Origin of the sequence: Streptomyces sp. Ncost-T10-10d (genome assembly GCF_900091955.1) — a bacterium.
Lineage (GTDB): Bacteria > Actinomycetota > Actinomycetes > Streptomycetales > Streptomycetaceae > Streptomyces.
Map to the genome: position 1 here is coordinate 13,254 of NZ_FMDF01000109.1, position 13,470 is coordinate 26,723.

The window sequence follows — 13,470 nt, forward strand, 5'->3', positions numbered from 1 at the left end:
GTTTCAGGCCCGGCTGCCTCGCAGTCGGCGCGATACGGCGCGCAGCCAGGGGTGGTGTTCGTGGAGTTGCGTCGCGCGCCGGTCGAGCTCCTTGCCCAGGCGTTCCGTGCGCTTGTCGATGTCGAGTTCGTCCAGAATCCGGTCGACCTCGGCGAGCAGGGCTCCATGCAACTGCCAGTCTCTGGGATGTTCCTGCACGTCTTCGAGGAGCAGGTTCGCCACCCGGTCCCTGGTCGCACGGCTGACGGCGAGCGCGCGGGCGAGCCGGTCCTCGGCCTCCTCGGCGTTCTCCGCGACCGGAGTGGTGATCAACTCCGAGAAGCTTTCGATGGCACCGGCCATCTGTCCGAACAGCTCCGTCAGGGATTCGGCCACGTCGGCGGGGAACAGCGTCTCCTCGGTGCGGGCCTTGGCCAGGTCGGTCAGGGTGCGTGACAGCACCCGCAGCACCACGGCGCAGATCTCCAGGGTGTCGAGACCTGTACGCAGCACGACCCGGTAGAGCAGCCCTTGCCGGACGCGCGGGTTGAGGGTGAGGCCCTCCTCCGCCTGGCGCAGCGAGGCGTCGACCTCCACGATGTCATGGTCCAGCCGGCGGGCCTGGTGGAGGCGTTCGGCCGCTCGCCGGACCGGGATGTGACCGCTCACGTCCTCTCCCATCGTGCGGAACATCTGTCCCATCGCGCGGGCCAGACTGTCGATGGAGGCACCCGCGGACTGCACCCACACGGGTGGCGCGAAGAGCAGGTTGAACAGCAGTCCCACGCCCGCACCGATCAGTGTCTCCAGCACGCGGTCCCAGGCTGTGGAGGCGACCTGCGAGACGCCCAGTACAAGCATCGCGCTGATCGCCACCTCGGGTACGAACTCATCGACCCGCACCAGCCGTCCGATGATCAGCGAGGCGAAGATCGTGAGTCCGAGGCTCCACCAGTTGAGCCCCACCAGGGAGCTGAACGCACTGGCGATGAGCACCCCGACGATGACGGAGTTCACCCGGCGGATCCCCGTGGTGAGGGTCGCGTAGAGGGTGACCTGTACGACGAGGAGCGCGGTGAGCGGTGCCGTGAGCGGTGCGGGATGCGGAAGGGTCCACACCGCCACGACGTAGGCGATGACGGCGGCTGCGGTGGAACGCAGGGTCTGCGCTCCGACGGGCTCGGTCGTACGCCGGACGAGCTTGATCACGGGTTCGGATACTCGTGCCATCTCTTTCCCATGCCCACCGGTACGCCGCCACAGCGCCTCGACGCACCGAACCCCACCGTACGGACGTGCCGATGGGCGAAGCTGCGGATGCCGTGGCTCAGGCGCGCGGTTCGAGGGCGCCGATCAGTTCCCTGCCCGTGGCGGTGGCTCGCATCTCGTCGGACAGGCACTCGGCCCGCGCCCGGTACGAGGGCTCCTCGAGGACCAGTTCGACAGCCGACCGGATACGGGAGACATCGTCGGGGCCGAGCACCGTCGACTCGTCCGCCGGGCCCACGGTCGGGGTGACGGCCGTCCCCGCGCCCGCCTCTGCCACCAGCCGGGCGTTCACGGGCTGGTCGGCGAAGAGGGGGACACAGGCCCACTTTCCGCCTGCTTCCGCCGGCTTGCCGGAAGTTTGTGCACCGACCGGGTCAGGCCGGGCGGTCGTCGGTGACGCGCCGGTCCTGCACCTTGATCCGGTACAGCCACAGCAGTACGGCCACGACCAGGACGGCAAGTGCCACGCCCAGTTCGGTGTAGCCGCCGTATCCGGTGATGGAGAACCCGGTCGCACCCACAACCAGCACCACTGTGAGGAACCCGACCAGCGTCCAGGCCAGGGGCACGAAGAAACGGGGCAGCCGGATGGGCCGCGCGGCGTCGGGACGGTCCTTGCGCAGCAGCGCGAAGCCGGAGACCGCCAGCACATGGGTGAGGATGTATCCCAGGTTGCCGGTGACGATGATGGCCAGCGGGGTCTGAAGCACCGTCAGCACGAAGACGTTCAGCGCCAGGGCCACCAGCAGTGCCCGGGCCGGCACTCCGCGCTTGTTCAGTACCCCCACCTGCTTGATCGTGAGCCCCGCCTTGCCCATCTCGTACAGCACCCGGGAGCCGTCGGCGAGACCGGTGATCATGATGAGCAGCAGTGAGGCGATGAGGAAGACCACCATGAGGTCGGAGGCGCCGCCCACCAGGTCCTGGAAGGCGCCGACGAAGAAGGTGGTGGGTTCCTCGCCGATGGCCTTCTCGCCGACGTACCCGGACAGGGTCAGCGGCAGCAGGATGAAGACGCCGAGGGAGAACAGCACACCCGCGCGCAGGGCCCGGGTGGTGTCGCGCACCGTGTCCTTGTACTCGGGGGCGAAGGTCGCGCACACCTCCACACCGAATGACGTCCACGCCATGACGTACAGCCACACCAGCGCCTCGCGCAGCCCTGCGGCGCCGTGCAGATTCCAGTGCAGGCCCTGCGCGCTCCAGTCACCGGAGAACAGCGGCAGGACGATGAAGACGGCGAGCGGCACCAGCAGCGCACCGCCGGTGACGTAGACGACCCACATGGCGACATGGAGGCCGATCATTGCGGCGCCGAACAGCAGCAGCATCACGAGCAGGCCCACCGCTATGGGGAAGTCCACCTTCACCGGCCCGAACTCCACGCTCCAGTCCTGGCCGGGGAACCACTGGGCCTGGACGAAGGAGCCGATGAGCCCGGAGTAGACGGCGAGGGCCGTCGTCCAGGGGAACCAGTAGCCGATGCTCGCGATCGGGCCCACCACGGGCGCCCGCTTCTTCCAGCCCTCGGTCGCGTAGTGCGCGATCCCGCCGGAGGAGTCGGGGAACATCGCGGCCAGCTCGGTGTAGATCCAGTTGGTCGCGGTGGCCAGCACCATCGAGGCCGCCCACAGGGCGATCGCACCCCAGGCGCCGAGGCCGCCGATGGAGGCGCCGAGCGAGGCGATGAGCGCCGCCGGCATGGTCAGCGACATGGCGAATCCGTCGAACCAGCTCATCTTCTTCGGCAGTGCCGGGGCGGACGCACCCGCCGCTCCCGAGGAGTCCGAAGGGTCCGGTGAGGGTGGGGCTGGGGTCTTTGGCTGGGATGACATGGCGTTCCCCTCAGGGTGGGCACAGACAGGAGTGTCGTTGGGGCCTGGTTATAGGTGAAGCGAAAAACGCCTGTCAATACTCACGAACAAGCAATGATCGACTTTGAGTTTTGCTGATTCAGCAGTCTTGACAGTTCCTGATGGCTCAGCGAGTCTCCAGTCATCGCTTCGCACCCGACCCGGGCCGGCGCGGCCCAGAGCCGCCGCGCCCGTTCCCGGTCAGGAACAGGACAGAGAGGCAGACGCATGACCACCCCGACCGCCGACCGGCACCAGCTCTTCATCAACGGCGCCTACACCGACGGCACCTCCGGGACCACCCACGAGGTCATCAGCCCCGCGACGGGCGAACTCGTGGGCACCTTCCCGATGCCCGCGGCCGCCGACGTCGACACGGCTGTGCGTGCCGCGAACGCGGCCCAGCCGGCCTGGGCCGCGACCAATGTGTGGACCCGTGCCGAGCTCTGTCACCGCATCGGTACGGAACTCGGCAAGCGCGTGGACGAACTCGCCCGCCTCCAGTCCCTGGAGCAGGGCAAGCCGCTCGCCGAGTCCGTCGCCGACATCGAGGAGGCGGCCAAGCTCTTCCACCTGCACGCCGAGGACGCCGTACGGCTGCACGGCGAGACGCTGCCCTCCACCGACAACACCAAGCGGATGTTCACCTTCCAGCGCCCGGTGGGCACTTGGGGCATCATCACGCCGTGGAACTTCCCGCTGCTGATGCTCGCGGAGTTCGTCGCCCCCGGACTCGCCACCGGCAACGCCCATGTCGTCAAGCCGCCGGCCAACACCCCGCTCACCGTTCTCAAGGCGATGGAGGCGTTCGTCGCCGCAGGACTGCCCGAGGGCCTCGTCAACATCGTGCCCGGCGAGGGTGACACCGGCGATGCGCTGGTACGCCACGAAGGCATCCACGCGATCGGCTTCATCGGCTCCACCGCGACCGGGGCGAAGATCCAGTCCGCCGCCGGCCTCAAGCGCTCCATCATGGAGTGCTCGGGCAACGGCCCGCTCGTCGTTCTCGCGGACGCCGATGTCGAGGCCGCGGCCAAGGCCGCCGTCGACGGCGCCTACCCGTGCGCCGGACAGGTCTGCTGCGCCACCGAACGCGTCATCGTGCACGCCGACATCCATGACGAGTTCGTCGAGGCCGTGTTGCGCGAGGCCCAACGCATCACCCTCGGCGACCCGTTCGACCCCAAGACGGTCCTCGGCCCCCTCAACAACGAGGGCGTCGCGGCCAAGATGGACCGTCACATGGCCGACGCGCGCGAGCGCGGCGCGCGCATCCTGCTCGGCGGCAAGCGCGCTTCAGGACACCCCACGGACCTCTACTACGAGTTCACCGTGGTGGACGGGGTGCCCGAGGACAGCCTGCTGTCCCGCGAGGAGTCCTTCGGCCCGGTCGTCCCGATCATCACCGGGCAGGACGAGGACGACCTGTTGCGCATCGCCAACGACGACAAACTGGGCCTCCAGGGCGCCGTCTTCACCCGCAGCATGACCTCCGCCTTCCGCTTCATCGAGGAAATGGCCGTCGGTCAGGTCGTCGTGAACGAGAGCAACAACTGGTGGGACATCAACATGCCCTTCGGCGGCGCCGGCAGCCGTTCCACCGGCTGGGGCCGCATCGGCGGCAAGTGGACGCTCATGGACATGACCGACACCCGCACCGGCGTCATCAGTCTCTGACCGCCCCGCGCCCACTCCACCGTCCGCCGACCGGGGCCCCGACCAGCGTCGGGGCCCCGGCCCGCGCTGCCCCACCACGCCGGCATCGAGGTACCCGCCCATGACCACCGCAGCCCCGCGCCCCACCGACCACCGCAACCGACTGCGCGACACGAAGGCCGCCCCCTACTGGCTGGACCGGCCCGAGCACCCCACACCGCTGCCCCGGCTGACCGCCGACACCACCTGCGATCTCGCCGTCGTCGGCGGCGGTTACACCGGGCTGTGGACCGCCCTGCTCGCCAAACGCGCCCGCCCCGAACGAGACGTCCTCGTCCTCGAACAGAACACCTGCGGCCATGCGGCCAGCGGCCGGAACGGCGGTTTCTGCTCCCCCAGCATCACCCACGGCCTCGCCAACGGCGCCGACCGCTGGCCCACCGAGGCCCGGCTGCTGCACCGCCTGGGCATGGAGAACTTCGACGCCTTCCGGCGTGACCTGGACACCCACGGCATCGACTGCGGGTTCACACGCAGCGGCAAGGTCACCACCGCCGCCACCCCCTGGCAGGCCGAAGGCCTCAAGGGCGCGCATGCGCTCGCCCACCGGCACGGCGAACAAACCAGGCTGCTGGACCGTGACGAACTGCGGAGCTACGTCGACTCCCCCCTCTGGACAGCCGGGCTGTGGTCCCCCGACTACGCGCTCCTCGACCCCGCCCGCCTCGTCTGGGGCCTGCGCGCCGCCTGCCTCGACCTCGGGGTCCGCATCGCCGAGCACACCGAGGTCACCGCCCTGACCACCCGTCATGCCGGCCGGGTCCGCCTCACCACTCCCTACGCCGCGGTCGGCGCCCGGCAGGTCGCCCTCGCCACCAACATCTACCGGCCCCTGCTCAAGCGCCTCTCGCTCACCATGATTCCGGTCTACGACTACGCGCTGACCACCGAACCCCTGAGCCATGAGCAGCTCGCCGCCATCGGCTGGATCGGCGAGCACGGAATCACCGACGCGGGCAACCAGTTCCACTACCTCCGCAAGACCGACGACAACCGCATCCTGTTCGGCGGTTACGACGCCATCTACCACTACGGCAACCGGGTCGAGGAGCGTCTCACCCAGCGCCCCGCCACCTTCGACACGCTCGCCGCCCAGTTCGCCGAAGCCTTTCCCACCCTCACCGGCGTCCGCTTCTCGCACTCATGGGGCGGCGTCATCGACTCCACGACCCGCTTCTGCATGTTCGCCGGTACCGCAGCGCACGGCCGGATCTCCTACGCCCTCGGCTTCACCGGGCTCGGCGTCGGCGCCACCCGCTACGGCGCCCAGGTGATGCTCGACCTGCTCTCGGGGCGGCGCACGGAACGGCTCCGGCCCGCCATGATCCGCCGCCCTCCGGTGCCCTTCCCCCCGGAGCCGGTCCGCTATCTGGGCGTCGAGGCCACCCGGTGGTCCATGGCCCGTGAGGACACGCACGGCCGCCGCAACCTGTGGCTGCGCACCCTGGACCGACTCGGCCTCGGCTTCGACTCCTGAGCCGGGCAGGATAGGTCCGTACGACCGAAGACCCAGGCCCGCACACCGTGGTGGGCCGTACATGAGAGCCGGAGCACAGCATGAGCACGCTGGGTGGCAGCCCCCTGGACGACACCGACCGTCAGATCATCGCCGCACTCCAAGCGGACGGCCGCCGCCCGTACAGCCAGATCGCCGAGGAACTGGACATCCCTGCCTCCTCCGTGCGATACCGCGTCCAGCGCCTGGAGGAGAACGGCACTCTCCAGATCGTCGGTATCGCCAACCCGCTGACCATCGGCTTCGACCGGTTCGCCATGGTCGGCATCCGGGTCAGACCGGGCAGCGCCCAGGAGGTCTGCCGACGGCTGAGGGATTTGCCCGAGACCTCCTACGTCATCATGACCGCGGGTACCTACGACGTGATGGCGGAAGTGATCTGCCGGGACACCGATCACTTCACCGATCTGATGAACCGCAGGCTGCATCACATCGACGGAGTCGTCTCGACCGACTCGTTCTTCGTGCTGGAAGTGCACAAGCTGGCGTACGGCTGGGGCGTGGGCGAGGTGGACACCTCGCTGCTCGACGCCCCGCAGCCACCGCTCAGCGCCGGTCTCGACCAGCGCGTCTGAGCCGCATCGCGGGGGGCCTCGTCCGCGTCGGGCCGCAGCGGGCCCGCCCGGTCCACCGGCGACGGCGCCGCCCCCAGCGCGACCACCCGTCTCTTCGCCGCCGCGGCACCGCCCTGCCCGGCGGGCCACGCACCGATCGCCTCCACCACCTGCACGGCACCCAGCTTCACGGTGGGGTCCACGTCGGCGCGGTCGGGGCGCCAGGCCGTGGTCGCGGGCAAGGACGCGAGCGGAGACGGAGTCGCGGACGCCGGGGATTCCGACTCGGACGGGCCGGCCGCAGTCCGGGAGGTTGCCGAGCAGCCCGTGGATCCCGTGAGCAGTCCACGGATGCCGAGCAGTAGTGCACGCCGGACGAGTGGGTGTCGCATGCGTGGCCCCGTTCCTGTTCGGGGTCCTCGTCCACGGAGATTGCGACCCGTACGGATTTCGATGCTCAGGCATGAATAGCTTCATCATCTTCCATTCACCCGGGCGCGACTGCCAGCATCGGCGCACCGCCACCCCGTGAGGGAGAAATCCGATGAATCGTCCCCGTTCTCTGCACTGTCTGGCAGCCCTGGCCATGGTGGCTCTCGCGGCCACCGCGTGTGGACGCTCCGGCCAGGGCAATGCCCCGTCCGGCAGTTCCTCGCAGGCCGCCGCCGGCCGGACCGCAGCCGAGCTGCTCCCCGCGCAGTACCGTCAGAAGGGTGTGCTCCGAGTGGCCACCGCGGTGGGATACCCGCCGATGGAGATGTACGAGCCCGGGACCACCCGGCTCACAGGTGTCGACCCCGACCTGGCCAAGGCCATCGCCGAGCGGCTGAAGCTGAAACTCGAACTCACCAATGCCGCCTTCGACGGGCTGATCCCCGGCCTGGAGTCCGGACGCTTCGACCTGGTCATGTCATCCATGACGGACAGTGCCCAGCGGCGCCGGGCGGTCGACTTCGTCGACTACTTCCGCACCGGCGGCGTCATCATGACGAAGAAGGGCAACCCGCAGGGCATCAAGTCCCTCACGGACCTGTGCGGAAAGACCGTCGTCCTCGCCAAGGGCAGCTCCAACCTCCACATCGGCGAGGAGCAGAACGCCAAGTGCCGGGAGAAGATGCGGATCTCGCAGAGCGAGGACGCGCCGACCGGGCTGCTGCAACTGGACAGCGGACGCGCGGTCGCCACCATCGTCGACTATCCCGTCGCCAGGATGTTCACAAAGAAGAGCGGCGCGTACGAGGTTCTGCCGACGCAGTACGGCACCGCTCCCTGGGGCATCGCGGCCTCGAAGAGCCAGGGCGGACTGCGCGACGCCGTCCACAAGGCCCTGCAGGAACTGATCGACAACGGCGGTTACCGGAAGATCCTCGACACCTGGGGAGTCGGCGACAGCGCCGTGCCCGAGGCCACCGTCAACGACGGTCAGTGAGTGAGGACATGACCTACCGGAAGATGCCCGGCGCCGCCCTCGGTGCGGCACCGGCAACCACCACCGCCGCTACGCCGCCGGAGGACGATCTCTCCCTCCAGGTGACCCGGCGCCCCCGTCCCGGGCGCTGGCTGGCGGTCCTCGCCGCCGCACTGTTCGCGGTGTGGCTCGCCTACACCGTCATCGTCAATCCCAACCTGCACTGGGACATCGTCGCCAAGTACCAGTTCGACGGCGTGATCCTCAGGGGCCTCGGGGTGACCATTCAGCTCACACTCGTCTCCATGGCTCTCGGCATCGTCATCGGGGTACTCGTCGCGGTGATGCAGCTCTCCGACAGTCCGGTGCTGCGTCTCACCGCCGGCGCCTACACCTGGTTCTTCCGAGGCACCCCACTGCTGGTCCAGCTCATCTTCTGGTTCAATCTGGCCCTGTTGTTCCCGGTGATCAGCATCGGTGTCCCGTTCGACGGCCCGAAAATCATCAGCTGGCAGTCCAACCAGGTCATCACCGGCTTCGTGGCGGCCCTGCTCGGCCTCTCCATCAACGAGGGCGCCTACATGGCCGAGATCGTGCGGGCCGGCATGCAGAGCGTGGACCCCGGCCAGCGCGAGGCGGGTGCGTCCATCGGCATGTCGAACCGTCAGATCCTCTCCCGGATCATCCTTCCGCAGGCGATGAGAGTCATCATTCCGCCGTTCGGCAACCAGTTCATCTCCATGCTCAAGACGACCTCGCTGGTCTCGGTCATCGCGGGCGCCGATCTGATGACCGTCTCCCAGCACCTCTACCTCGCCAATTTCGAGGTGGTGGCGCTGCTGCTGGTGGCTTCCCTCTGGTACCTGGTCCTCACCACGATCGCGAGCATCGGCCAGCATGCCGTCGAACGCCGCTACAGCCCGGGCGCCGCCCCGCCGCTGCGGCGCAGGGTCCTGGCGAATCTCGTACCCCGGCGTGGCAGGAAGGAGGCAGCGGCATGAACGAGGTGATCCTCAGGGCCCGTGGGGTCCGAAAGCGATTCGGTGACACCGAAGTGCTGAAGGGCATCGATCTCGATGTCCGCAGCGGTGAGGTGCTGTGTGTCATAGGCCCTTCCGGGTCCGGGAAGTCGACGCTGCTGCGCTGCTTCAACCACCTCGAGCAGATCGACGCGGGGCGGGTGTGGATGGACGGTGAGCTGATCGGTTACGAGCAGCACGGCCCGTCCGGGCGTGTCCTGCGTGAGCGGCGCCCCCGTGACATCCGACGACAGCGGGAGCGGATCGGCATGGTGTTCCAGCGGTTCCACCTGTTCCCGCACCGCACAGCGGTGCAGAACGTGATGGAGGGGCCGGTCGCCGTCAAGGGCCTCTCCCGTGCGCAGGCCGAGAAGCAGGCCCGGAAGCTGCTGGACCACGTCGGTCTTGCGGACCGGGCGGACCACTACCCGGGGCAGTTGTCCGGCGGGCAGCAGCAGCGCGTGGCGATCGCCCGGGCACTGGCCATGGAGCCGGCGCTCATGCTCTTCGACGAACCCACCTCCGCTCTCGATCCCGAGCTCGTCGGCGAGGTCCTGGGCGTCATGCGGGACCTCGCCGGCAGCGGTATGACCATGGTCGTGGTCACTCACGAGATGGGCTTCGCCCGCGAGGTCGCCGACCGTGTCCTGTTCATGGATCAGGGTGCCGTCGTCGAAGCCGGGAGCCCGGAGCTTCTGTTCACCGACCCGCGGCACGAGCGCACGCGGGCCTTCCTGTCGACGGTGCTGTGATGGGCCGCCCCATGGATCTGCTGCTGCGCGGCGGCACGCTCGTCGACGGAACCGGCGCACCCGCCAGGGACGCGGACATCGCGGTGGTGGACCGACGAATCGCCGTGCTTCCCGCCGGCACCCCGGCCGCGGCGGCAGAGACCCTGAATGTGACCGGTCAGGTCATCACGCCCGGCTTCATCGATGTCCACACGCACTCCGACGCCCTCGCAGCACCCCACGACGCCGACGGCACCCCGGAGCCGGTCGACGACCTTCGCCTCGCACCACTGCTGCAGGGCGTCACCACGGAGATCTGCGGCAACTGCGGGACGAGCCTGTTCCCTTCGCTGCCCCAACGGCTGCCTTCACTCGCCGAGCATCTCAGAGTGACGTTCGGCCTCGGACCCGTACGGCCCGCGGTGGACTTCGACGCATTCGCCGCCGGACAGGACCCCGCCCTGCGTCGCAACCACATCGCCTCGCTGGTCGGACACGGCACGCTGCGCGCCGGGGTGATGGGCTTCGAGGCCCGCCCGCCCCGGCCCGACGAGCTGGACACCATGTGCGCGCTGCTCGACCGGGCACTCGGCCAGGGTGCGGCCGGCCTGTCCACGGGGCTGATCTACCCGCCGGGCACCTACGCCGACACCGAGGAGATCGTCGCGCTGGCCGCGGTGGCCGCGCGTCATGGCAAGCCCTACGTCACCCATCTGCGCGACGAGATGTCACAGGTGGAGACCGCCCTGGAGGAAGCCCTGGAGATAGCGGTGCGCTCCGGCGCCCCGCTGCAGATCTCCCACCACAAGACCGCGGGCCGACACGCCTGGGGCGCCACGCTGCGCACCCTGCCCCGGCTGGAACAGGCCCGTGCCGAAGGCGTGGACGTGCTGTGCGACGTCTACCCGTACACCGCGGGCAGCACCGTTCTGCACGCCATGCTGCCCCCTTGGACGAGCGAGGGCGGCGTCGGCGCCCTGCTGGAACGGCTGCGCCGGGCCGATACGCGCGACCGGATCCGGACGGACATCGCTCAGGGCGTCGAGGGGTGGGAGAACACCGTCGGCAACGGTGGCTGGGACCTCATCACCGTGGCCGCCGCGCAGGCGCACCCGGAGGCCGAGGGACGCAGCATCGCCGACCTCGCCGCCGGGCTCGGCGTCCACCCGGTCGACTACGCGTGCGACCTGCTGCTGGCCGAGCAGGGCGAGGTGACCATCATCAGCCACTCCATGCGCGAGGACGACGTCCGGCGGGTGCTCGCCAGCCCGCTGTCGATGATCGGTTCGGACGGTGTCCCCAAACCCGGCCGCCCGCACCCTCGTTGGGCGGGGAGTTTCGCCCGCGTACTCGGCCATTACGGCCGCGACCAGCAACTGATACGGCTGGAGAACGCGGTGCACAAGATGACCGGTCTGCCGGCCCGGCGGTTCGGGCTCACCGGCCGCGGCGTGGTCCGCGACGGCGCCCTCGCCGATCTGGTCGTCCTCGACCCGGCGTCGGTACGTGACACCGCCACCTTCGACCGGCCGTTGCTGGCCCCCGAAGGCATCGATACCGTCGTGGTGGCGGGGCGGGTCGCGGTAAGGGGCGGCTGCCCGACCGCGGCGCGGGCGGGAGAAGTGGTGAGGATCCGATGAGTCTGGCCCAAGTGGCCGCGGCGGCGCGACGCTCGGCAACGCTGCCGCTCACCCTGGCCGTCGCCGCCGTCGACATCGACGGCGGCGAGACGGTGGGGGTCGACGACCGGACCGTGCTGCCGGTCGCGTCCGCCTCGAAGCTGCTGCTGCTCGCCGAGGTGTCACGCCGACTGGACACCGGGGAACTGCTCGCCGACCGGCCCGTCGAAGTCCTCGACGAGGACGTGGCCGACGGGACCGGGCTGCTGCGCCGGATGAGCAGGCGCGGCTGGACCGTCGAGGATCTGGCCTGGCTGACGGCTTCGGTCAGCGACAACACCGCCACCAACGCGCTCCTGCGCCTGGTGGGGCGCGAGTCCACGGCCCGGGTGGCGAAGGAACTCGGGCTCGATCGCCTCACACTGCACGACAAGGTCCGTGACATCCGGGGCCCTGATGTACCGCCCGTCTTCGCCACCGGCACCGCCCGGGACCTGGCACGGCTGGTGACACATGCGGTGCGCGGCACGATGAGCTCTCCGGCAGCCTCCGCACGGTTGCTGGAGTGGATGCGCGCCAACACCGACCACGGCCTGGTCCCCGCCCTGGTGGATCACGACCCGTACGCCGCCGGCTTCCCGAACCCCTTGACCGACGGGCTTCTGGTCGCCAACAAGACCGGTACCGACACCGGGGTCCGCGCCGATGCCGGTGTCATCGTCGGTGCGCGCCGGCTGGCGTACGCGGTGGTGGCGCACTGGGACCCGGCGCTGGGCCCCAGCACGCAGCGGGCCGCGGTGCATGCCATCCGGGACGTCGGCCGCACCCTCGCGGCCTGTGCCCGGCGTCGCGCCGCCGGATGAGAGCGGCACGCCCCGCCGGTCAGGACCACTGCACCTCCAGCAGCGACCGGATCTCCTCGCCGGCCGACCGCAGCTCCGCGAGGAAGATCCGCAGCAGCGGGTTGCGGTTGGTGGGCCGGGTGGCGACCCCGATCCGCCGGTGCAGTCGGGGATGGTCCAGTCGGCAGACGTGCACACCCGTGGTGTCGCCGAGCCCGAGGGCCGGGACGAGCGCGATGCCCATGCCCGCGCGGGCCAGGTTGATCGTGACCTGGTAGTGATCGCTGCGGCAGCGGACCCGCGGCCGGAACCCCTCGGCCGCGCATGCGCGTTCCAGGACCGGTTCGCCGGTGTGGCCACCGCGCGTACCGATCCAGCTCTCCCCCTCCAGAGCGGCGAGCCGGACCGCGGTGCGCCGACCGAGGCGGTGCCGCAACGGAAGGACCACCAGCTGCGGCTCGTCGAAGAACATCTCCACGTCCACGGCCGCCTGCCTGCACCAGGGGTCCAGCGGATGCTCGAAGACGACCGCCGCATCCAGCCGGCCCGCCTCCAGATCGGGCACCAGCTCGTGCGGCTGCCCCAGGATCAGCTCCACCTCGACCTTGGGCCGCTCGGCCGCGAAGACCGACAGCGCCCGAGGAAGCAGCTCCAGGCCCGAGGAGGCGAAGAAGCCCAGCCGCAGTACCCCGGCGTCCCCTTCGGAGTGGGCCCGCAGATCGTCCTGTGCGACAGCCATCAGGTCGGCGACGGCCTGTGCGTGCTCGGCCAGCCGCACACCTGCTGCCGTCAGCCGCAGGCTCTGCGGCTGACGTTCCACCAACGCCACCGCGAGTTCCTGCTCCAGCCGGGCAAGTTGATGCGAGACGGCGGACGGGCTCAGATGCAGCGCCTGGGCCGCGGCCACGATGGTGCCCGTGCGGGCTATTTCCAGCAGGACGAGCAGTCGGGCACTGTTCAGCAT

Annotated in this window: 12 protein-coding genes; 8 read left to right on the forward strand and 4 right to left on the reverse strand. The window is 69.7% G+C overall.

Going from position 1 to position 13,470, the window contains the following annotated elements:
* Window positions 1–3 precede the first annotated feature (3 nt).
* From GA0115254_RS18030 to GA0115254_RS18040, 3 genes are all read right to left on the reverse strand, one after another.
* Window positions 4–1,209: an FUSC family protein gene (locus GA0115254_RS18030; protein WP_093896333.1), complete on the reverse strand. Its 1,206-nt coding sequence runs from the start codon at window positions 1,207–1,209 to the stop codon at window positions 4–6.
* A gap of 97 nt (window positions 1,210–1,306) precedes the next feature.
* Window positions 1,307–1,540, reverse strand: a complete 234-nt coding sequence (locus GA0115254_RS44525; RefSeq protein WP_093896334.1) for a hypothetical protein — start codon at window positions 1,538–1,540, stop codon at window positions 1,307–1,309.
* 82 nt (window positions 1,541–1,622) lie between these two features.
* Window positions 1,623–3,083: an APC family permease gene (locus GA0115254_RS18040; RefSeq protein ID WP_093896335.1), complete on the reverse strand. Its 1,461-nt coding sequence runs from the start codon at window positions 3,081–3,083 to the stop codon at window positions 1,623–1,625.
* 246 nt (window positions 3,084–3,329) lie between these two features.
* Here GA0115254_RS18040 and GA0115254_RS18045 point away from each other — a divergent pair, with 246 nt between their 5' ends.
* From GA0115254_RS18045 to GA0115254_RS18080, 8 genes are all read left to right on the forward strand, one after another.
* Window positions 3,330–4,778, forward strand: a complete 1,449-nt coding sequence (locus GA0115254_RS18045; RefSeq protein ID WP_093896336.1) for an aldehyde dehydrogenase family protein — start codon at window positions 3,330–3,332, stop codon at window positions 4,776–4,778.
* Between the two features lie 100 nt (window positions 4,779–4,878).
* Window positions 4,879–6,294, forward strand: coding sequence for an NAD(P)/FAD-dependent oxidoreductase (locus tag GA0115254_RS18050; RefSeq protein ID WP_093896337.1), 1,416 nt, complete (start codon window positions 4,879–4,881; stop codon window positions 6,292–6,294).
* 80 nt (window positions 6,295–6,374) lie between these two features.
* Entirely contained in the window at window positions 6,375–6,908 is a 534-nt protein-coding gene (locus GA0115254_RS18055; protein ID WP_093896338.1) for an Lrp/AsnC family transcriptional regulator, read from the forward strand.
* 523 nt (window positions 6,909–7,431) lie between these two features.
* A complete protein-coding gene (locus GA0115254_RS18060; protein WP_093896339.1) occupies window positions 7,432–8,316 on the forward strand; it encodes an ABC transporter substrate-binding protein in 885 nt (294 codons plus the stop codon).
* Window positions 8,317–8,324: 8 nt separating this feature from the next.
* Window positions 8,325–9,296 carry an amino acid ABC transporter permease gene (locus tag GA0115254_RS18065; RefSeq protein ID WP_218105550.1) on the forward strand — a complete coding sequence of 324 codons (972 nt, stop codon included), beginning with the start codon at window positions 8,325–8,327 and terminating at the stop codon, window positions 9,294–9,296.
* Window positions 9,293–10,066 carry an amino acid ABC transporter ATP-binding protein gene (locus GA0115254_RS18070; RefSeq protein ID WP_093896340.1) on the forward strand — a complete coding sequence of 258 codons (774 nt, stop codon included), beginning with the start codon at window positions 9,293–9,295 and terminating at the stop codon, window positions 10,064–10,066. The genes GA0115254_RS18065 and GA0115254_RS18070 overlap by 4 nt, the downstream gene beginning before the upstream one ends.
* The gene (locus GA0115254_RS18075; protein ID WP_093896341.1) at window positions 10,066–11,685 is read left to right on the forward strand and encodes an N-acyl-D-amino-acid deacylase family protein; all 1,620 of its coding nucleotides are present in this window, start codon (window positions 10,066–10,068) and stop codon (window positions 11,683–11,685) included. The genes GA0115254_RS18070 and GA0115254_RS18075 overlap by 1 nt, the downstream gene beginning before the upstream one ends.
* Window positions 11,682–12,527, forward strand: coding sequence for a serine hydrolase (locus GA0115254_RS18080; RefSeq protein WP_093896342.1), 846 nt, complete (start codon window positions 11,682–11,684; stop codon window positions 12,525–12,527). The genes GA0115254_RS18075 and GA0115254_RS18080 overlap by 4 nt, the downstream gene beginning before the upstream one ends.
* 19 nt (window positions 12,528–12,546) lie before the next feature.
* On the opposite strand, the gene GA0115254_RS18085 is transcribed toward GA0115254_RS18080, so the two are convergent.
* Window positions 12,547–13,470 carry a LysR family transcriptional regulator gene (locus tag GA0115254_RS18085; protein ID WP_093896343.1) on the reverse strand — a complete coding sequence of 308 codons (924 nt, stop codon included), beginning with the start codon at window positions 13,468–13,470 and terminating at the stop codon, window positions 12,547–12,549.